14 protein-coding genes are annotated in these 19,172 nt (G+C 74.3%); 5 read left to right on the top strand and 9 right to left on the bottom strand.

Annotated features, from left to right (window positions below; genetic code table 11):
- The first annotated feature begins 267 nt into the window (after nt 1-267).
- Complete coding sequence (locus I003_RS0114840; protein WP_486584223.1) at nt 268-1,770, top strand: arylsulfotransferase family protein; 1,503 nt, start codon at nt 268-270, stop codon at nt 1,768-1,770.
- A 184-nt stretch (nt 1,771-1,954) separates the two neighbouring features.
- Here the strand turns inward: I003_RS0114840 and I003_RS0114835 are convergent, their stop codons facing one another.
- The 8 genes from I003_RS0114835 to I003_RS0114800 all read right to left on the bottom strand — a co-directional run bounded on the left by I003_RS0114835 (nt 1,955) and on the right by I003_RS0114800 (nt 11,158).
- Entirely contained in the window at nt 1,955-2,722 is a 768-nt protein-coding gene (locus I003_RS0114835) for a hypothetical protein (protein ID WP_027772241.1), read from the bottom strand.
- A 133-nt stretch (nt 2,723-2,855) separates the two neighbouring features.
- Nucleotides 2,856-4,730, bottom strand: a complete 1,875-nt coding sequence (locus I003_RS0114830) for a serine/threonine-protein kinase (RefSeq protein ID WP_027772240.1) — start codon at nt 4,728-4,730, stop codon at nt 2,856-2,858.
- Nucleotides 4,731-4,842: 112 nt separating this feature from the next.
- Nucleotides 4,843-5,613 (bottom strand): FHA domain-containing protein, encoded by a 771-nt coding sequence (locus I003_RS0114825; RefSeq protein WP_027772239.1) that lies wholly within the window; start codon nt 5,611-5,613, stop codon nt 4,843-4,845.
- Between the two features lie 104 nt (nt 5,614-5,717).
- The gene (locus tag I003_RS0114820; RefSeq protein WP_027772238.1) at nt 5,718-6,614 is read right to left on the bottom strand and encodes a Gfo/Idh/MocA family oxidoreductase; all 897 of its coding nucleotides are present in this window, start codon (nt 6,612-6,614) and stop codon (nt 5,718-5,720) included.
- The gene (locus I003_RS0114815) at nt 6,611-7,810 is read right to left on the bottom strand and encodes an ROK family transcriptional regulator (RefSeq protein ID WP_027772237.1); all 1,200 of its coding nucleotides are present in this window, start codon (nt 7,808-7,810) and stop codon (nt 6,611-6,613) included. Before I003_RS0114815 ends, I003_RS0114820 begins: the two co-directional genes overlap by 4 nt.
- Before the next feature lie 13 nt (nt 7,811-7,823).
- On the bottom strand, nt 7,824-8,690 hold the full coding sequence (locus tag I003_RS0114810) for a carbohydrate ABC transporter permease (protein ID WP_027772236.1): 867 nt from the start codon (nt 8,688-8,690) through the stop codon (nt 7,824-7,826).
- The gene (locus I003_RS0114805) at nt 8,690-9,706 is read right to left on the bottom strand and encodes a carbohydrate ABC transporter permease (protein WP_027772235.1); all 1,017 of its coding nucleotides are present in this window, start codon (nt 9,704-9,706) and stop codon (nt 8,690-8,692) included. Before I003_RS0114805 ends, I003_RS0114810 begins: the two co-directional genes overlap by 1 nt.
- A gap of 48 nt (nt 9,707-9,754) precedes the next feature.
- A complete protein-coding gene (locus tag I003_RS0114800) occupies nt 9,755-11,158 on the bottom strand; it encodes an extracellular solute-binding protein (RefSeq protein WP_027772234.1) in 1,404 nt (467 codons plus the stop codon).
- Between the two features lie 156 nt (nt 11,159-11,314).
- On the opposite strand from I003_RS0114800, the gene I003_RS0114795 reads away from it, so the two are divergent.
- From I003_RS0114795 to I003_RS0114780, 4 genes are all read left to right on the top strand, one after another.
- Nucleotides 11,315-12,361 carry a zinc-dependent alcohol dehydrogenase gene (locus I003_RS0114795; protein ID WP_027772233.1) on the top strand — a complete coding sequence of 349 codons (1,047 nt, stop codon included), beginning with the start codon at nt 11,315-11,317 and terminating at the stop codon, nt 12,359-12,361.
- Nucleotides 12,362-12,437: 76 nt separating this feature from the next.
- Nucleotides 12,438-13,238, top strand: a complete 801-nt coding sequence (locus I003_RS0114790) for a sugar phosphate isomerase/epimerase family protein (RefSeq protein WP_027772232.1) — start codon at nt 12,438-12,440, stop codon at nt 13,236-13,238.
- Nucleotides 13,235-14,671: an MGH1-like glycoside hydrolase domain-containing protein gene (locus tag I003_RS32265; RefSeq protein WP_051368255.1), complete on the top strand. Its 1,437-nt coding sequence runs from the start codon at nt 13,235-13,237 to the stop codon at nt 14,669-14,671. The genes I003_RS0114790 and I003_RS32265 overlap by 4 nt, the downstream gene beginning before the upstream one ends.
- Complete coding sequence (locus I003_RS0114780) at nt 14,668-16,908, top strand: glycogen debranching N-terminal domain-containing protein (protein ID WP_027772231.1); 2,241 nt, start codon at nt 14,668-14,670, stop codon at nt 16,906-16,908. The genes I003_RS32265 and I003_RS0114780 overlap by 4 nt, the downstream gene beginning before the upstream one ends.
- A 118-nt stretch (nt 16,909-17,026) precedes the next feature.
- Here the strand turns inward: I003_RS0114780 and nhaA are convergent, their stop codons facing one another.
- A complete protein-coding gene (gene nhaA / locus I003_RS0114775; protein WP_027772230.1) occupies nt 17,027-18,922 on the bottom strand; it encodes a Na+/H+ antiporter NhaA in 1,896 nt (631 codons plus the stop codon).
- Between the last annotated feature and the right edge of the window lie 250 nt (nt 18,923-19,172).

Raw genomic sequence — 19,172 nt, 5'->3', positions numbered from 1 at the left:
CATCCCCGTCACCGCCCTCGGGGCGGCAGCCGCGCCACAGCAGGGCACGGCCGCCGACCGGGCTCCCGCCGCGGCTGCCGGCAGCCGCGAGGCCGTCACGCACACCATCTCCGCGCAGGTCGAATACCAGGGCCGGTCGGTGTCCGGGGCGGCGGGGGGCTTGTCTCCCGCCGCCGGCTCCAGCAGCCTGGTGCCCGCCGTACCGGCCGGGCCCGGCCCCCGCGCGGAAGGGACGGCCGAACACCCCCCACGGTCAAGGAGATTCCCGTGCCTCAGGGCAAGCACCGGACACCGCCGCACCACCGTCCCCGACCCCGGCTGTTACGGGCCTGGGTCCTCGGCGCCGCGACGGCGCTCTGCGTCCCCGTCACCCTCGCCGGCGGCGCCGCCGCGCCCGCCGCCCCGAACCCGTCACCACCCCCCGCCCCCGCCGCCCCGGACGGCGCCGTCCCGCCGCTCGGCGGCTCGCCCGCGCGGCCGGAGGCCGCGGCGCCGCCCGCGCTCACCACGACCACCACGGGCCGCGAGGACGACGGCGTGCTCCTCACCACCCCAGCGCCGGTCGGCGGCGACCTCGCGGGCGCGGCGATCTACGACAACACCGGCGAGCTGGTGTGGTGGAAGGAGGGCCCGTACATGAACCTGGAGCCCCTCACCTTCCGCGGCGAGCCGGCGCTGAGCGTCTTCGACAACACCGACCTCGGCGGCGAGTACCTCCTGCTGAACTCCTCCTACCAGGAGATCGCCTCGTACCGGATGGACGGCTACTTCACCGACAGCCACGAGTTCGAGACCAGCCCGGACGGCTCCCGCGTGCTGCTGCTCGGCTTCTCCTTCGTCACCCGCGACCTCACCGCGTACGGCGGGAAGGCGGACGCCCAGGTCATCGACGCCGTCATCCAGGAGCAGGACGCGGCCACCGGAGAGGTGCTCTTCGAGTGGAGCGCGCTGGACCACATCCCGCTGACGGAGAGCCAGGAACCGCTCACCGGGGCGATGGTGGACCCGGTGCACGCCAACTCCCTGGCGTACGACACGGACGGCGACCTGCTCATGAGCGCCCGGCACACCAGCACGGTCTACAAGATCGACCGGGAGACCGGCGACGTCCGCTGGCGCCTCGGCGGCGCGGCGAGCGACTTCGCCTTCCCCGACCCCGCGCAGCGGCCCAGCTACCAGCACGACGCCCGGCGGCTGCCGGACGGGCGGCTGATGCTCTTCGACAACGGCAACAAGAGCAGCCCGCAGCGCTCCCGCGGCGCCGTCTACGAGATGGACGAGCAGGCGATGACCGCCCGCCTCGCCGAGGACGTGCAGCCCCCCGAGCCGGTCTTCACCCTCTTCGCCGGATCGGCGCAGCAGACGGACAACGGCGACGTCCTGCTCGGCTACGGCAGCGCGGGGCGGATGGTGGAGTTCGCCGGCGGGGAGCCGGTGTTCACCGGGACGTTCCCCCAGGGCACCTACAGTTACCGGGCGATACGCACCGACTGGACGGGCACGCCCGCGACCAGGCCCCGCGTTCAGTGGCGCGGGCCGGACACGCTCGCGATGAGCTGGAACGGCGCCACGGAGGTCGACTCCTGGCGGATCGAGACCGGTGCGTCACGCCGGACGCTGACGGAGGCCGGCACCGTCGGCAAGAGCGGCTTCGTCACGACGGCCGAGGTCGCGGAGGCGGACGGCGCGGAGGTGGTACGGATCAGCGCCGTGGACGCGGACGGTGAGGTGCTGGCGAGCCGGATGCTGGATCCGGACGGCACGGGCTGACGCCGCCCGCCGGCCGTCAGCGGACCGTACGGCGGCCCGGCCGACGGCGTCACGCACCACCCGGGCGTCCCGTTCGGGGCGAGCTGGCGCGGGCGGCGATCTCCTCGTCGACGACGGGCGACGGACGCGCGTGAACCGGCCCCCGCGGCGGGGCTGTCCGGCCCCGCCGCCCCCTCACCGGCCCTCAGCCCTCCACGCCGTCCAGCAGACCCAGGTCCGGCGGGACCAGCGCTGTCGCCGCCACCAGATCGGTCAGCAGCCGGTGGTCCGGTGTGCCGCCCTCCGGCGCCTGCGCGTCCGGTGACACGGACGCCGCGTCGCATGCCACCCGGCGGCGTATGTCCTCCACCCGGCGCGCGACCTCCGCCGTGTCCCACCGCTCCCCCGGCCGCAGGAACGCCAGCACCTCCGCCGCCTGCCGGTACGGCAGCGGGCGGGGGTCCGGCTCGTGGCGCAGGTACCGCTGGCCCAGCACCACGAGCACCAGCCGCTCGTCCTCCGACAGCACCCACGACGCCGGCAGCGCGAGGCCCGGGAGACCGCCCGTCGGAGGCGGTTCCGGGCGGACCACGTACAGCTCCACCAAGTGCTCGCGAAAGCCGGAGCCCTTGACGAACACCGGCGTGTACCCGCCGGGCAGCGGCAGACGGCCCGAGCCCGCAGGCAGCAGCCGGCCGCGCGGCAGCCGCAGCGCCTGCTGCCCGGTGTTGCGCAGGGTCCAGCCGCCCTCCAGGTACGTCAGCTCGCCGTGCCGCCGGCTCACGCCGTGATCGCGCCGGCCCACGTGCAGTTCGACGTCCCCGCCGTCGCCCTCGTCCCCCGGCCCGCGCCCGAACCGGACGGTCAGCCCGGGCAGCGGGGCCACCTCGATGCCGTCGTCGGCCGAGCGTACGTGCAGCGTGCCCGGCTGCGCGGGCGTCACGCCACGGGCCAGGCTGTCGCGCGCGCGCATCACCGGTGTCCTCGGATTCGTTCCATCGCAGGTCCCCTCGGCTGCGGCCGGCTGCTGCCGACCGCCCCACCGTGCTCCCTGCCTCCGGGGACCCCTCCCCGCCGCCGGTCACGGGCCTGCGCGGGCCGTACCCTCAGAGCTTCGGCAGCTCCCCGGCGGCCGTCTCGGCGAGCCGGGTGGCCATCCGGCACAGGTCCTCCGGCGACTCGTCGTCGCCGTCGAGGGTGAGGTAGAGCAGCTCGACCGCCTTCTGGCCGTTCTCGTCGGGGTACTCGCGGTATTCGACGCGTACCGTGCAGGTGTCCTCGCCGTCGTACTCCGGGGAGACGACCGCGTCGCGGCCCGCCAGCTTCGTCACCGTGCCGTCCTCGCCGTCGAGCGGCTGGTCGCGGTCGTAGCGCAACTGGACCTCGATGTCGCGCGTGGTGCTGTACCAGTCGCAGTCCCAGTTGCCGAAGCCCACGTCGGGATCGCCGGCGTCGATGCCGGGGACGACCTCCAGCGCGCGGGCATCGAGCAGCCGGCAGGCGTCGAGCCACAGCAGCGACACGTCCGCAGCCGGCGGGTCGCGCCGGGGGACGGTGCGGTTCTCCGCGCGCGCCCTGCCGAGGGTCTCGCTGGCGGTCCTGGCCGCGATGTCCGCCATGTCGCACAGGGTGCCGATACCGCCGTAGCCCTGGACGCCCTCGCCGTCGACGTAGATCCAGATGCTCACGTCGCTGTCCGCCTCGTCCGGCAGGACGAGGGCCCGCGCGCATTCCTCGCCCTCCGGCGGCTCCTCGATGATGCCGATGCCGCCGAAGGTACGCACCGGGGCCGGCGACTCCGGCGCCGGGCCGGAGTCGAACTCGACCTGCACGTCGATGTGTTCGCCGTCCTCGCCCTGCGGGTAGACCAGGACGTCGCAGCGGTCGAAGTTGCCGTAGTCGCGGTCCCACTCCACGCTCCGGCCGAACCGGGCGAACTCGCCGGGGTCGGTGAGCGAGCACGGGTCCATGGTACGCTGGTCGCCGATGACCCCGGCGTGCGGCTTCATGTCGCCCGGGGCACGGCCCGGGGTGTCGGTGGCCCACCAGATCAGGGCGCCGGCCAGCGCCACCGCCGCCACCAGCGCCGTACCCGCCGCGGCGATCGCCCGCGGACGGCGGCGCGGCCCGGAAAGAAAGGCGAACCGCCGTGCCCATCTGCGCTGCCCGGCCGCCTCCTCCAGCAGCCGGCGGGCCTCGGCGGCGTCGGGCCGCCGGTCGGCCCGGCGGCGGAGCATCGCTTCGAGCGGCACGGCCAGCGCCCCGGTGTCGCGCTCGCGGCTCAGCACACCCTGGCTGATCTTCCACTCGCGCAGGGTGGCCGCGTCCTGTCCGCTCCGCTCGTCGTCCTCCTCGCCGCCGACCTCGTCGTGGGGGACGCCGGTGACCGCCTTGTAGAGCATCACCCCGAGGGAGTACACGTCCGAGCGCGGCACGGGCGAGCCGTTGACGACCTCGGGCGCAGCGTAGTCGGGGGTGTAACTGAGCGGGCGGTCGGGCGAGATGGTCTCGTTGCTGCCGGTGCGCTGGGCGGAGTCGAAGTCCGTGAGCTTGGGCGTGCCGTCCTCGGTGATGACGACGTTGGCGGGCTTGACGTCGCAGTGCACGACGCCGTTGGCGTGCAGCGCCCCCAGCGCCGAGGCGATCTGCGCACCGATCAGCGCCGCCTTCTCGGGCGCCATCTTCGGCTGCTTGTCCAGGCTGCCGCCCGTGACGCGTTCCATCACCAGCCAGCAGCCGGCGTCCTGGCCGGTCTCGATGAACTCCACGCCGTAGAGCGTGACCACATGCGGGTGGGTGGCCTTCGCCTGGGCGCGGGCCACGCCGAGCAGCCGGGGGCGCTCGCCGATGGCGCCGCCGCGTTTGAGCACGACTTGGCGGCCCAGTTGCTCATCGGTCGCGAACCACACCTCGCCGCGGCCCTCGTCACCGATCAGCTCCTCAAGCCGGTAGCGGTCGCCGACCAGCTGACCCACGCGCACCGCGACTCCTTTCGCCCGTCTGCAGGGCGAAACTTATCTGCTGCGCGCGGCGCTGGCACGGCGTCTTCACGACTTCCCCGCCTCAGCGCCGCCGAAGCCGTGGAATCGGCTCTCAGCTCGAGAAATAGTCGTCCAGGAGTTCGAGATCGGGGGGCACGAGGGTCGTGGACTCCACCAGTCCGCGCAGCAGGTTGTGCTTCAGGACGCTGTCGCTCGGGCCGCCGCCGTCGTCGCCCCGGGTCACCTGGTACGGGAATCCGCCGCGCGCCAGCCGCTTGCGGACGTCCTCGACCCGGTGCTCGATGACGCGCTTGGTGATGCCCTCGCCGCCCGGCAGGAAGGCCAGCAGTTCGGCCGCCTGGCGGTACGACAGCGGGCGGGGATCCGACTCGTACTGCAGGTACTGCTGTCCGAGCACGACGAGCACCAGCCGCTCCTGCTTGCTGAGCGTCCAGCGCCTGGGCGGCAGTGTCTCGGCGCGGTGCCGCGGCACCCGCCCGGCCTCGCCGGCGTCCGTGACGTACAGCTCGACGAGGTGTTCGCGGTGCCCCGAGCCCTTGACGAACAACGGGGTGTAGCCGGGGGCGAGGGGAATCGGCTCGGTGGTCAGGTGCATCAGCCGGCCGCGCGGCAGCCGGACGAGCTGCTGCCCGGTGTTCCGCAGCCACCAGGTGCTGCGCTGGTACGACAGCTCGCCGTGCCGGCGGCTGACGCGCAGGTCGTCCTCGCCGACGCACAGGTCGACCTCGTCCTTGTCGCGCCCGAAGCTGACGATCCGCTCGGCGCCGGGCGGCACCCGGATGCCGCCGGCGACGCTGCGGGCGTGCAGGGTGCCGGGCGGCGACGGCGCGGCGCCGCGCGCCAGGCTCTCTCGCAGGGGCATCGCCGGCCTCCGGATACTCGTGACGGTCTGTGCCCCACCAGTGTCCCGCGTCCGTCGGGGACCGGTCCCCGAACGCCCGTGACCGGCGCCGGACCGCCGGGAGTTCAGCCGGGCACGGCCTGGTGCAGCAGTTCCTGGAGACGCAGGCCGCGGCGGGCGTCGAGGCCGCCGGAGCGGCCGGCGCGGACGGCGGCGGCGAACTCGCGGCGCAGTACGGGCCAGCACTCCTCGTGGTCGATCCCGGCGGTGTCGTACACGATCTCGTCACCGGGACCGAAGAGCTCGATACGGGTGCGGGCCGCGGGCAGCCGCACGCTGCCGGAGAGCGACGCCTGGCTGACGGCGCCGTTCTCGTGCTCGCAGGTCAGCTCTATCCAGCGGCGCGGGTCGCCGGTGCCGCGGACGGCGGCGACCGGGCCCACGGCGGCGTCGAGGAGGTCGAGCAGGTGCGGGCCGAGGTCGAGCAGGGCGCCGTGCTCCAGCCGCCATGCGGTGGCGAACTCGCCGCCGAGGAAGGCGCCGTGCAGGTAGCAGGAGCGGGCGCCGGCGACGTCCGCGGCGGCGGCGCGGCGCAGGAAGTCACGGGTGACGGGGTGGTACCGCTTGGTGAGGACGAGCTGCGAGACCACGCCGTGTCCGGCGACCGCGTCGGCGACGGCGCGGGCGGCGCCGAGATCGGGGCCGAGCGGCTTCTCCAGCAGCAGCGCCTTGCCCGCGGCGGCGGCGCGGACCGCCAGTTCGGCCTGGACGGCGGGGGGTACGGCGAAGGCGACGGCCTCGCAGCCGCCGAGGAGTTCGGCGAACGAGCCGGCGACCGCGGCGCCGTACGGCGCGGCCACCCGGGCGGCGGCTTCGGGGCGGCGGGCCCAGACGGCGGTCAGCTCGGTCTCGGGCCCGGCGGCGAGCACCCGGGCGTGCATGGCGCGGGCCCAGGGGCCGGCGCCGACGAGCCCGACCCGTACCGGAGCCGGGCCGGCGGCGGTCTCCCCGCGGCCGGTCACCGCGTCCCGCTTCCGCCACGCGCCGCCAGCCGCTCGTCCGCGCGGTCGGGTGCGTACAGGTGCTCCACCACCAGCGCCCCCGCGCCCGCGAGCCCCGCGCCGTCGCCGAGGCGGGAGGTGACGACCTGGAGGTGCGCGGTGGTGCGCGGCATCGCGCGCTGGTACAGCAACTCCCGTACGCCGGTGAGGAAGGGCGGGCCGGCGAGGTCACCGACGATCATCAGCACCCCCGGGTTCAGCAGCGTGACGACCGTGGCCAGCACCTCCCCCAGCCGCATCCCGGCTCCGCGCGCGAGCCGCACCGCGTCCGGCTGCCCGGCGGCCAGCAGGTCGCGCACGTCGGAGCCGGAGGTCGCGGGCACGCCCAGTGCGGTGAGCCGGCCCGCCAGCGCCCGGCCGCTGGCGACGGCGGCGAGGCAGCCGTACGAGCCGCAGGCGCACAGGGCGTCCTGCCCGTCGTGCAGCCGTACGTGCCCGATGTCGCCCGCGCCGCCGTCGATGCCGCGGTAGATGCTGCCGTCCACGACGACGCCGGCACCGATGCCGGTGGAGACCTTGACGAGCGCGAAGGCGGCGCAGTCGGCGAACCCGGCGCGCTGCTCCGCGTAGGCGAGGAGGTTGGCGTCGTTGTCCACGAGCACCGGCACGTCCGCCGGCCCCGCGGTGTGCTTGGCGAAGGAGCGGCGCATGTGGTCCTGGATCGGGTAGCCGTCCCAGCCGGGCATGATCGGCGGCTGTACGACGAGCCCGGCGCCGACATCCACCGGGCCCGGCACCGAGATGCCGATGCCGCACACCTCGTCCGCGCCCCGCCCGGCCCCGGCGAGCAGCGGGCCGAACCAGCGCCCCAGCTCGTCGAGGACCGCCTCCGGACCGTCGCCGACGCGCAGTTCGCCGGTGCGCTCGGCGAGCGGCCGGCCGGCGAGGTCGAGGACGGCGGCGCGGCCGTGCCGGGTCTGCAGGTCGGCGGCGAGCACGACGGCGTGCGTCGTGTCGAACTCCAGTTGCACGGAGGGCCGGCCGCCGGTGGAGACGCCGGCGGCGCCGCGCAGCCACCCGGCGGCCTGGAGCGCGTCGAGCCGGCCCGCGACGGTGGAGCGGGACAGGCCGGTGGCCTCCTGCAGTGCCGCCCGGGTGGTGGCCTCGCCGCTGCGGATGAGCTGGAGCAACTGCCCCGCGCTGGCCCGGTTGCGCATGCGTCCTCTCCGCTCAGCCCTTGTCGGCGCCGCTGGTCAGGCCCTCGGTGAGCAGCCGTTCCGCGGCGAAGAAGAGCAGCACCACGGGGATGGTGAGGACCACGGAACCGGCCATGAGCACGGTCTTGGAGACCTCGATACCGTTGGAGAGCTGCGCCAGGCCCAGGGAGACGGTCCAGCTCTCCGGGGCGGCGGCGAGGAAGAGCAGGGCGAAGAGGAACTCGTTCCAGGCGATCATGAAGACGTAGAGCCCGGTGGCCATCAGCGAGGGCGCGGCCAGCGGCAGCACCACCTTGCGCAGCGTCTGCAGCCTGCTGCAGCCGTCGAGCGCCGCGGCCTCCTCGAGGGACGCCGGGATGGTGACGAGGTAGTTCTTCAGCATGTAGAGGGAGACGGGCACGGTCTGCGCCACGTAGACGATCGCCAGGCCCACGAGGCTGCCGGACAGGCCCATCCGCGCGAACATCACGAACAGCGGGACGGCGAGCAGCGTGGCGGGGAACAGGTAGACGGCGAGGAACACCGCGCTGACCTGGCGGCTGCCGAAGAACCTCAGCCGGCTGACGGCGTACGAACCGGGCAGGGCCGCGGCCAGGGTGAGGGCCACGGTGCCCAGCGAGACCAGCGCCGAGTTGCGCATCAGCTTCAGGAAGCCCTGTCCGCCGTCCTCGGTGGGCTTGAGGACGTCCCGGTACGTCGCGGTCGTCAGCTCCTTCGCCGATACCCACATCGATCCGGGGTCGGCCAGCAGGGAGTCGATGGGCTTCAGCGACAGCACGACCATGTAGTAGAAGGGGACCAGCGTGATCAGCGCCAGAAACGCGATCACCACCCAGCGGAGCGTGCCGAAGAGGCGGTCCTCGAACTGCGCGCGCGTCATCACGCCTCCTCCTGGACCCGCTTGGCGAAGAACGTGAAGTAGATGCCGAGCAGCACCGTCAGCACGGCCGCCAGGACGAGCGCCTGGGCCGCGGCTGCGCCCACGTCGAAGCGCGAGGTGAGGAAGTCGTAGACGCGCACGGCGGCGACGTCGGTGCCGGCGCCGCCGCCGGTGAGCAGGTAGACGTCGTCGAACTTGTTGAACGTCATGATGAAGCGCAGCACGCACAGCAGCGCGATCACGGGCATGAGCTGGGGCAGCAGGACGTGCCGGAAGCGTTGCGAGACCGTGGCGCCGTCCACGGTCGCGGCCTCCTCCAGGGTGTGCGGCACGGCCTGCAGCCGGGCGAGGAGGAAGAGGAAGGCGAAGGGGAAGTAGCGCCATGTCTCGAAGGCGATGACGGTCAGCAGGGCCAGGGGTATGTCGACGTGCCAGCCCAGCAGGTTCACGTCGTACTGCCGGGTGGACAGGAACGCGATCGGGTCGTCCCAGCCGAAGGCGTCCCGGCCCCACTCGTTGACCACGCCGTACTGCGGGCTCAGCGCCACCTCCCAGACGAACGCGACGGCGACGACGGGCGCGACGTAGGGCAGGAGCATCGAGCCGCGCAGCAGGCCGCGGCCGCGGAACGGGCGGCGAAGCGCGAGGGCGGCGACGAGGCCGAGCAGCACGGATCCCGCGGTGGCGCCGACGGTGTAGACGAGGGTGGTGCCGAGGCTGGACCAGAAGCCGGCCGAGGCGAAGACGCCGGAGAAGTTCTCCAGCGTCCAGTTGCCGAACAGCCCCATGCCCTGGATGTCGACGAGCTTGGCGTCCTGGAAGGCCAGCAGGACCGTCCAGAGGATCGGGACGATCACGACGACCAGCACCACCAGGAACGTGGGGCTGACGAAGGCCAGGCCGGCACGGTTCTCGCGGCGGCTCGCGGTCATGGGGCGGCGGGCGCGCGGCCGGCCGCCGGCGGGCGGGGGCGGGCCCGCGGGGTTCGCCGCGGGGCGGCTGTCGATCGTGGTCATGTGCGGTTTCCTCGGTGAGGTTTCCTCGGGGGAAGAGGGGCCGGCCGGTTACTCGAGGGAGGTCTTCAGCGCGTCGACTTCCTCGTACGCCTCGCGCGCCGCCTCCTCGGGACCCGTCTGTCCCGAGGTCATGGCGCCGACGGCCTTGGCGACGGGCAGTTCGCCGTTGGTGGCGCCGACGAGCGCGCCCTCACCCTGGTCGATGCCCCACCGCTTCATGTCGCCGACGCCGGCGACGAGCTGGTCGAGCAGTTCGGGGGAGAAGACCTCCTCCATCGACTTCCGGGTGTCGACGCCCATGTCGCTGGCGCGCCAGGCGTCGACGAAGCGCCCGGGCCGGTCGGGGGTGCCGGTACGGACCGGGATCTTGCCCTCGGGCGCCATCCCGAACCAGTCCTCGTAGCCGGCGCTCATCATGTACTCGATGAACTCGGTCGACGCCTCGGTCTCGGCGGTCCTGGTGGCCAGCCACGAGGTGATCTCGCCGAACTGGGCGGGCTTCGCGCCGCCGGGGCCCTGCAGCGCGGTGACGATGCCGCTGTTCTCCGCGAGGAAACCGGGGTCGTCCGTGCACGCGGCGCAGCTCGGCAGGGCGTCATCGCGCAGCCCGGCCAGCTCGTCGAGCAGGAACGAGGACCAGATGATCATGCCGGACCGGCCGGCGAAGTAGGTGGCCCGGGTGGTGTCGACGGTCTGCAGCCCGGGCGGGCCGTACCGGCGGGCGAGGGAGTCGTAGGTCTCGAAGGCGGTCCGGCACGGCCCGGAGTCCAGCCCGATGTCGCCGCCGTCGTCGACGAGGTCGCAGCCGTTGGCCAGGGCGAGGTCCTCGAAGCTCTGCTGGGTGAAGACGTCGGCCGGGTCGGTGGCGACGGATATCCCGTCTCGGCCCCTGACGTCCAGGGTCTCGGCGGCTCGCAGCAGGCTCGCGTAGTCGTCGGGAACGTCGAGACCGGCCTCGCGGAACAGGTCCCGGCGGTACGCGACGATCTGCACCCAGGCGTCGGAGGGCACCCCGAGCCGGGTGCCGCCGTCGGCGGTCAGGCGCAGCCCGTTGGCGTCGAAGGTGCCCTCGCCGAGCCGCTCGACGACCTCGGCCGGGATGCGGGTGTTCAGCAGCTCGTTGCTGTACATCTGCCAGGACTGGCCCAGCGGTACGGCGCCGATCACGTCGGGCAGGTCGCCGGCGGCGGCGGCCGACATGATGAGCTGCGGGAGCTGGTTTTCGTCCACGCCGACCAGCTCGACCTCGACGCCGCTTTCGGCCTCGAAGCGGTCGATGACCTTGCGGGTGTGGGCGATGCGGTCGGTCAGGCTCTCCTCCGACCACACGGTGATCTTCCGGTCGGGCCTGCCCGGACCGGAGGCGTCGGTGGCGCAGCCGGCGAGCACGCCCATGACGAGGGTGCCAGCGAGCAGGGCCGAGATCCTCGACCGCCGGGTCCACGTGCGCATGTTCTGATCCTTTGACCGTTTCCCTGGATCGACTTAAGCGTTGGCGGACTGCATCACACCACTACTTTTATCTGTTGACAAGACATAAGTCTGAGATATCTTCGACTCAAGTCGTTAACAGCCGCGCCCCCGATCAGCCCCACCGGAGCACCCACCGTGGAACGCGTCGTCCAGTTCACCGCCCCCCGCCGGGTCGAGGTCGCCGAGCACGAGAGCGCCCCGCTGCCCCCCGGCCACCTGCGGGTCCGTACCCGGTACTCCGGAATCTCCGCCGGTACCGAACTCACCGCCTACCGGGGCACGAACCCGTATCTGACCCGGTCCTGGGACCCCGGCTCCCGGCTGTTCCGCGAGGACGCGGCCGGGCTTTCGTATCCCGTCGCCGGCTGGGGCTACTCCGAGGTCGGCGAGGTCACCGAGGTATCCCCCGAACTGGCCGGCACCCCCGGTCTGCCCGCCGCCGGTGACCTGGTCTGGGGCATATGGGGCCACCGCAGCGAGGGCGTCGTCCCCGCCGAACGGATGGCCGGGCACACCCTGCCCGCCGGACTCGACCCGCTCGCCGGGTCGTTCGCCAGGGTCGGAGCGATTGCCTACAACGCGGTCCTCGCCGCCGGCATCCACGTCGGCGAGGACGTCGCCGTCTTCGGGCAGGGCGTCATCGGCCTGCTCGCCACCCGGCTCGCCGCCCTCAACGGCGCCACCGTGACCGCGGTGGACGCCCTCGACGCCCGGCTGGCGCGGGCCCTGGAGCACGGCGCGTCCCGTACGTTCGACGCCCGCGCCGACGCCGTCGCCGAGGGGATCCGGGCGGCGACCGACGGCCGCGGAGCCGATGTCGCCATCGAGATCAGCGGCGCGTACGCCGCGCTGCACGAGGCGGTGCGCTCCGTCGTCGTCGACGGCCGCGTGGTGGCCGCCGGCTTCTACCAGGGCGACGCGGCCGGGCTGCGGCTCGGCGACGAGTTCCACCACAACCGGGTCCGGCTGGTCTGCTCCCAGATCGGCGGTGTCCCGCCGGAGCTGTCCGGGCGGTGGGATCAGCAGCGGCTGCAGCAGACCTTCCTGCGGCTCGTCGCCGAAAGCCGTGTCGAGGTGCTGCCGCTGGTCAGCCATGTGGTGCCGGCGGCGGAGGCGGCAGAGGCGTACGCCCTGCTCGACGAGCGGCCCGAAGCCGCCCTCCAGGTCGTGCTGGAGTTCTGAAGACGCCGTGCACGACCGCCCGTTCCGCTCCGAGCACGCGCGCACACCCCCGCGCAGAAAGGCCGACCGCCCCACCATGTTCTCCCTCGCGGCCCAGGAACACCTGCTGCCCGGCGACACCCTCCAGCGCAAGTGGGAGTTCGCGCAGGCCGCCGGATACGACGGCATCGAACTGCGCGGCCAGGGCGAGTTGCGCTTCGCGGCGCGACTGCCCGAGCTGAAGCGTGCGCTGGCCGACGGCGTCGTCATGCCCACCGTCTGCGTCGAGATGCTGCACTTCTTCGGCGCCTTCGACGCCGGGCAGCGGCGCGATGCGGTGGCGCAGATGAAGTCCCAGCTCTCCGTGATCGCCGAGATCGGCGGTGTCGGCGCGCAGACCCCCGCCTCGTACGGCATGTTCTCCCGCCGGCTGCCGCCCTTCACCCCGCCGCGCGACGAGGCCGGCGATCGCGCCGTGCTGCTCGACGGACTGGCCGAACTGGGCGAGCACGCGCGCCGCGAGGGCGTCACGCTCTTCCTCGAACCGCTCAACCGTTACGAGGACCACATGGTCAACCGGCTGGAACAGGCCACGGAACTGATCCGTGCCACCGGTCTGGACGGCGTGCGGATCGGCATCGACAGCTACCACATGAACATCGAGGAGGCCGACCCCGCCGCCGCCATCCTCGACAACGCGCCCTGGATCGGCCACGCGCAGGTCTCCGACTCCAACCGCTTCCAGCCCGGCGCCGGCCATCTCGACTGGCCCGTCTGGCTCGGCGCGCTCCGCGCCGCCGGCTACACCGGCTGGCTCGCCGCCGAGTGCCGGCTGACCGGCGACCCGGCGGCTGCCGTCGCCGCCGTGCCGGGGTTCTTGCGCAGGGCCGGCGCATGACCGCGGTGCCCGCGAAGGGGCGGAGCGCAACGGCCCTGACGACGGCGCCCGGCGAGGGGACGGATGCCGCGGGGCCGGGGCCCGTACCCGCGGACGAGCTGTGGCGGACCGCGGCGGCGGTACTGCTGGGCAACTGGACAGGAACCTCCACCGTGCCGTCGCGCACGCTGTACCCGCACCAGTGGAGCTGGGACTCGGCGTTCGTCGCCATCGGGCTGCGGCACCTGTCGCCGCGGCGGGCGCAGCGGGAGCTGGAGATGCTCCTCGGTGCACAGTGGGGCGACGGCCGTATCCCGCACATCGTCTTCAACCCGGCCGTGCCGCACGCCGCTTACTTCCCGGGCCCGGACTTCTGGCGCTCGGCGGGCTCCCCCGCCGGCGTCGCGGGCGGAGCCGCGGGCGCGGAGGCACGGGCCGGCGCCCCGGCCCACATCCAGACCTCCGGCATCGTGCAGCCGCCGGTGCACGCGCTCGCCGCGCTGCTGGTGCACCGGGCGGACCCGGCGGCATCCGCGCGCCGCGGCTTCCTGGCGCGCGTCCACCCGCGGCTGCTGGCCTGGCACCGCTACCTCACCGAGGACCGCGACCTCGGCGGCGCGGGGCTGGCCGCGATCGTCCACCCCTGGGAGTCCGGAATGGACAACAGCCCCTGCTGGGACGGTCCGCTGGCCCGGATCGAGCCGGCCCCGGCGGCGTCGTTCCGGCGGGCGGACCTCGACCACGGCGACCCGGCGGACCGGCCGACGGACCTCGACTACGGGCGCTACGTGCGGCTCGCCGCCGACTACCGCGACACCGGCTACGCGGACGCGGGGGTGAGGCACGCCTTCGCCGTCGAGGACCCGTGCGTGAACGCGCTGCTCATCGCCTCCGAGGAGGCGATGGCGGAGATCGCGGCGGAGCTGGGAGCGGACCCGGGAGCGCACCGGGAGCGGGCGGCGCGGCTGACGGAGGCGCTGGTGGCCCGGTTGTGGGACGCCGGGGCGGGCATCTTCCGCGGCCGTGACCTGCACACGGACCGGCCGATCGAGGAGTACGGCGTCGCCGGGCTGACCCCGCTGCTCGCCTCCGGCCTGCCGCCGGCGGTGGTACGGGCGCTGCGGGACACCCTGGCGGGCGAGCACTTCCGCCTCGGGGAAGTCCCGCTGGTCGCGTCGTACGACCTGAAGGGGCGGGCCTTCGACCGCACCCGGTACTGGCGCGGCCCGGCGTGGTTCAACACCGCCTGGCTGCTGGAGCGCGGCCTGCGGCGGCACGGGGCGGCCGGGACCGCGGACGCGCTGCGGCGGGCGGTGCTCGACGGGGCCGGCGGGTCGGGCTTCGCGGAGTACGTGGACCCGCTGACGGGTGCGGGCCGGGGGGCGCGGGGCTTCAGCTGGACGGCCGCGCTGGCGCTCGACCTGTCGGCCGGGCCGGGGGCGGGGGCGCGATGAGCGACGGGCGCGTCCTCCTCGCGCGCGACGGCACGTTCGCGGCGCTCACCCCCGGCGGCGGCATCACGGGCCGGGGCGGCACGTCCCCCGACGGGCTGTTCCGCCGCGACACCCGGCACCTGAGCCGCTGGCACCTGACGGTCGACGGCGCGGAACCCGTGGTCCTCGCCCCCGCCCGCGACGGCGCCCTCCCGGCCACCGGCGTCCTCACCCCGCCGGGCGTCCGCGACGCCCCGGCCCCGTACGCGGTCTTCCGCGAACAGGCCGTCGCCCCGGGCCTGCTGGTGGAACGCCTCCGCCTGGTCAGCAACCGCCCGGAGCCGGTTTCTGCCCGTCTGGAGATCCTGGCGGACGCGGACTTCGCCGACCAGTTCGAGCTGCGGTCGGACGGGCGCACGTATCCGCGTCCGCCTGAGGCGGTCCGGGAAATCCGGGAGCGGGCGGACGGCGTGGAGTTCAGCTACCGCCGCGGCGCGGGGTGGCTGTCCCGTACGGCGGTCAGGTGCCACCCGGCCCCGCATGAGGTCACGACGGCGCCGGAGGGGGACCGGGCGGAGCGGGACGGAGGCGGGGCCGACGGCGGTGGCGCGGGTGCGGGCAGGGCGGGCGCGGGCGGAGACCCGGGTGGGTCGCGCGCGGACGGGTGCGACCCGGCTCCCGGCGCCGGTACGGCGCGGCGGCTGGCGTGGACGCTGACGCTGCCCCCGCACGGCGCCGCGGAGCTGACGCTCCGGGTCGAGGCGCGCCCGCAGGGCGCGCAGGACGTCGCGACCGCCGCGACCCCCGCGCAGGCCGCCGCCGAACTCCGCGCCGATATCGCGGCTTTCACGCACCCGCCGGCCGGGTCCACGCCGGACGCGGGCCCGCCGGGCACGGGTACTCCCGGCCCGGGCGCACCGGAAACCGACCGCCCTGTCCACCGCGCCGCCTCCGCCACGTCCGGGCCGCCCGGCGGTGACCCGGCCGGCCCCACGCCCCACCCCCCGGTCCGCACCGCCGTCCCCCTCTCCCCCGCCGAGCGCTCCGCGCTGGAGCGCGCGTGCGCTCACGGGCTCGCCGATCTCGCGCTGCTGCGGGTGCCCGCCGCCGGGCCGGACGCCGAACCGCTCACCGTGCCGGGAGCCGGGATCCCGTGGTTCCTCACGCTGTTCGGGCGGGACTCCGTGCTCACCTCGCTCTTCGCGCTCCCCTACCGCCCCGCCCTCGCCCGCGACACCCTCCTCGCGCTCGCGGCGACCCAGGGCACCCGGCACGACGCCTTCTCCGCCGAGCAGCCCGGCCGCATCGCGCACGAAGTACGCCACGGCGAACTGGCGGCCTTCCGGCAGGTGCCGTACGGGCGGTACTACGGATCCGTCGACGTCACCCCCCTCTTCCTCGTGCTGCTCCAGGCGTACGCCGAGGCCACCGCCGACACCGGGCTCGCCGTGCGGCTGGAGCCGCAGGCGCGGGCCGCCGTGGGGTGGCTGCTGGGCGACGGCGGGCTGGCGGAGCACGGCTGGCTGGTCTACACCCCCGACCCCGGCGGGCTGGTCAACCAGAACTGGAAGGACTCCGCGGACGCGGTCTGCTTCGCGGACGGCGCCCGGGCCGAGGGCCCCCTCGCCGTCGCCGAGGCGCAGGGCTATGCGTACGACGCCCTCGTCCGCACCGCGCGGCTCGCCCGCCGCGTCTGGGGCGACGCCCGGTACGCCGACCGCCTCGACGGCCTCGCCGCCGGACTGCGCGACCGCTTCCACCGCGACTTCTGGCTGTCCGGGAAGGACTTCCCGGCGCTGGCGCTGGACGGCCGGGGACGGCAGGTCGACGCGCTCGCCTCGGACGCCGGCCATCTGCTGTGGTCCGGGATCCTGGACCGCGAACGCGCGGAGCGCACCGGGCGGCGGCTGCTCGCGGACGACTTCTTCTCCGGCTGGGCGGTGCGCACGCTGGCGGCCGGACAACGGCCCTACCACCCGCTGTCGTACCATCGCGGGAGCTGTTGGCCGCACGACAACGCCGTCATCGCCCTCGGTCTGGCCCGCTACGGCCTCGGCGCCGAGGTCCGCACGCTGACCGGAGGGCTCCTGGACACCGCGGAGGCGCACGGCTGGCGGCTGCCGGAGGTGCTGGCCGGTTACGCACGCGGTGACCACCCGGCACCCGTACCGTATCCCCACGCCTGCTCCCCGCAGGCGTGGGCGGCAGCCACGCCGCTGGCGCTGCTCACCGCAGTCTCCGGGGGCGGCGGAACCTGACGCCCGCCGCCCCCGGTCCCCGCTTCCGCGCCCGCCCGCGACGGACCCCGCACGCCCCCGGCGAAGCCCGGCGCACCGCCGGACACCGGCCTGCCGGCGCCGCGTCCGGGTACGGCGGTCACTCCTCCTCGTCCTCCAGCAGCATCGCCCGCGCCCGTGCGGCCCGCACGGCGGCCGACAGGCTGTCGATGTCGTACGCGCCCTGGTGGCGGCGCCCGTTGACGAAGAACGTCGGCGTGCCCGCGACCCCGCTGAGGTCCGCGGACTCGGTGTCCGCGGTGACCCGGCCCTTGCCGTTGCCGGCCTGAAGCGACTGGCGGAACCACTCGACGTCGAGTCCCAGGTCCTCCGCGTGCTCCAGCAGGTCCCGCGGCGACAGCCGGTCCTGGGCGGCGAGCAGCCGGTCGTGCATGAGCCAGAACGCGCCCTGCTCGGCCGCGGCCTCCGCGGCCTCGGCGGCGAGCTGGGCCCGGGGGTGCACGTCGGTGAGCGGCAGGTGGCGCCAGACGTAGCGGACGTCGCCGAAGTCGGCGAGGAGGTCGCGTACGACGGGCTCGGCCCTGCCGCAGAACGGGCACTCGAAGTCGCCGTACTCGACGACGGTGACGGGCGCCTCAAGCGGACCGCGGAGGTGGTCTCGCTCCTCGTCCACGGGGACGGCGAGGTCCACGACGACGGGCGCGGTGCCCAGGAGGGCGCGGATCCGCCGCGGCTTCGGCAGCCGGGCGGTGGCGAAGGCGACGAGTGCGGTCACGGCGCCCGAGCAGAGGACGGCGGCGAGGATCCCGATCTTCGCCTGCGCGAGCTGCTCGTCCTCGAACGCCTTTGTGGCGATCAGCAGCGCGACGGTGAAGCCCACGCCGGCGATGGTGCCCCCGCCGGCGACCGCCGCCCAGCCGACCGGCGGGCGCGTCCGGCCGCGGCTCAGCCACGCCGTCAGCGCGGTGGCCCCGATGATGCCCACCGGCTTGCCCAGCACGTATCCCGTCAGGATGCCCAGCGTCACGGGCGAGGTGAACGCGACGGACAGCAGTTCGCCGTCGAGGTGCATGCCGGTGTTGGCCAGGGCGAACAAAGGTACGATCAGATAGCTGCTCCACGGGTGGTAGATCCGCTGCAACCGCTCGTTCGGGGAGATGGCCGAGGCGATGCCCCGCCGTGCTTCCCGCTCCAGTTCCGAGGTGGGCTGCTCGCGGAACGAGCGGAACAGCCCGCTGGCCCGCTCCAGTTCGCTGCGCGGCGCGGGGTAGGCGAACGTGGCGAGCCCGATGGCCAGCCCGACGACGACCGGGTCGATACCGGACTTCACGAAGGCGATCCACATGGCCACGGCGAGCAGGGCGTAGAGGGGACCGCGGCGGCTGCCCGTGCTGCGCAGGACCAGCATCGCCGCGAAGAACACGATGCCGGCGAGCAGGGCGGGCCACCGCACGGAGTCGCTGTAGACGAGGGCGATGACCGCCAGGGCGACGAAGTCGTCGACCACGGTGATGGTGAGGACGAAGGTGTACAGCCGCCGGGGGAACCGTTTGCCGAGCAGGGCCAGGATGCCGAGCGCGAAGGCGGTGTCGGTGGACATCGCCACTCCCCAGCCGGAGACGGAGGATTCGCCGGCGTTGAGGCTCAGATAGATGAGCACCGGTACGAGCATCCCGGCGATGCCGGCGACGAACGGCAGCGTCAGCCGGTGCCGCTCCCGCAGCTCCCCCAGGTCGAACTCGCGCCGCGCCTCCAGCCCGACGACCAGGAAGAACACCGTCATCAGGCCGGTGTTGACCCACTCGCGCAGGTCCATGGCAAGGCCCCAGTCGCCCAGCTCGACGGACAGGTGGGTGTGCCAGAAGTCGGCATAGCTGCCGGGGGCGGCGTTCGCCCAGACGAGGGCGGCGACAGCGGCGGCGACGAGGAAGGTGGCGCTGCCGCTCTCGGTGCGGATGAACGTCCACCGGGCCGAGGCGGCCGGACGGCCCTCCGTCGTCCGGTCGGCGGGCGGGGCGGCGTCCGGCTGCGGCATGCTCGGTGTCTCTCTCGTCTCGCGAACCGTGGTCGACGCGAGGACGTGGGGCGCCGCCGTGGACCGATGTTACGCGCCGCGCATGCCCTGCCCGGGTTGCGCGGCGCTGCGGCACGGCGCCGGGGTCACCGCAGGTCAGCGGCCCCGTTCTCGATCCAGCCCATGGTGCGCTGGACTGCTTTGAGCCAGTCTTTGTATTCGCGTTCGCGGGTTTCGGCGTCCATGCGGGGGGTCCATTCGGCGGCGCGGC

It is taken from the genome of Streptomyces sp. CNQ329, from assembly GCF_000482585.1.
This window is presented reverse-complemented; position numbering and strand designations above follow the sequence as displayed.

Excerpts from the sequence above, each read along its gene's own strand:
- I003_RS0114835 (WP_027772241.1), bottom strand. The coding sequence starts at position 2,722 with ATGCGCGCGCGCGACAGCCTGGCCCGTGGCGTGACGCCCGCGCAGCCG.
- I003_RS0114825 (WP_027772239.1), bottom strand. The coding sequence starts at position 5,613 with ATGCCCCTGCGAGAGAGCCTGGCGCGCGGCGCCGCGCCGTCGCCGCCC.
- I003_RS0114815 (WP_027772237.1), bottom strand. The coding sequence starts at position 7,810 with ATGCGCAACCGGGCCAGCGCGGGGCAGTTGCTCCAGCTCATCCGCAGC.
- I003_RS0114810 (WP_027772236.1), bottom strand. The coding sequence starts at position 8,690 with ATGACGCGCGCGCAGTTCGAGGACCGCCTCTTCGGCACGCTCCGCTGG.
- I003_RS0114805 (WP_027772235.1), bottom strand. The coding sequence starts at position 9,706 with ATGACCACGATCGACAGCCGCCCCGCGGCGAACCCCGCGGGCCCGCCC.
- I003_RS0114800 (WP_027772234.1), bottom strand. The coding sequence starts at position 11,158 with ATGCGCACGTGGACCCGGCGGTCGAGGATCTCGGCCCTGCTCGCTGGC.
- I003_RS0114790 (WP_027772232.1), top strand. The coding sequence starts at position 12,438 with ATGTTCTCCCTCGCGGCCCAGGAACACCTGCTGCCCGGCGACACCCTC.
- I003_RS32265 (WP_051368255.1), top strand. The coding sequence starts at position 13,235 with ATGACCGCGGTGCCCGCGAAGGGGCGGAGCGCAACGGCCCTGACGACG.
- I003_RS0114780 (WP_027772231.1), top strand. The coding sequence starts at position 14,668 with ATGAGCGACGGGCGCGTCCTCCTCGCGCGCGACGGCACGTTCGCGGCG.
- nhaA (WP_027772230.1), bottom strand. The coding sequence starts at position 18,922 with ATGCCGCAGCCGGACGCCGCCCCGCCCGCCGACCGGACGACGGAGGGC.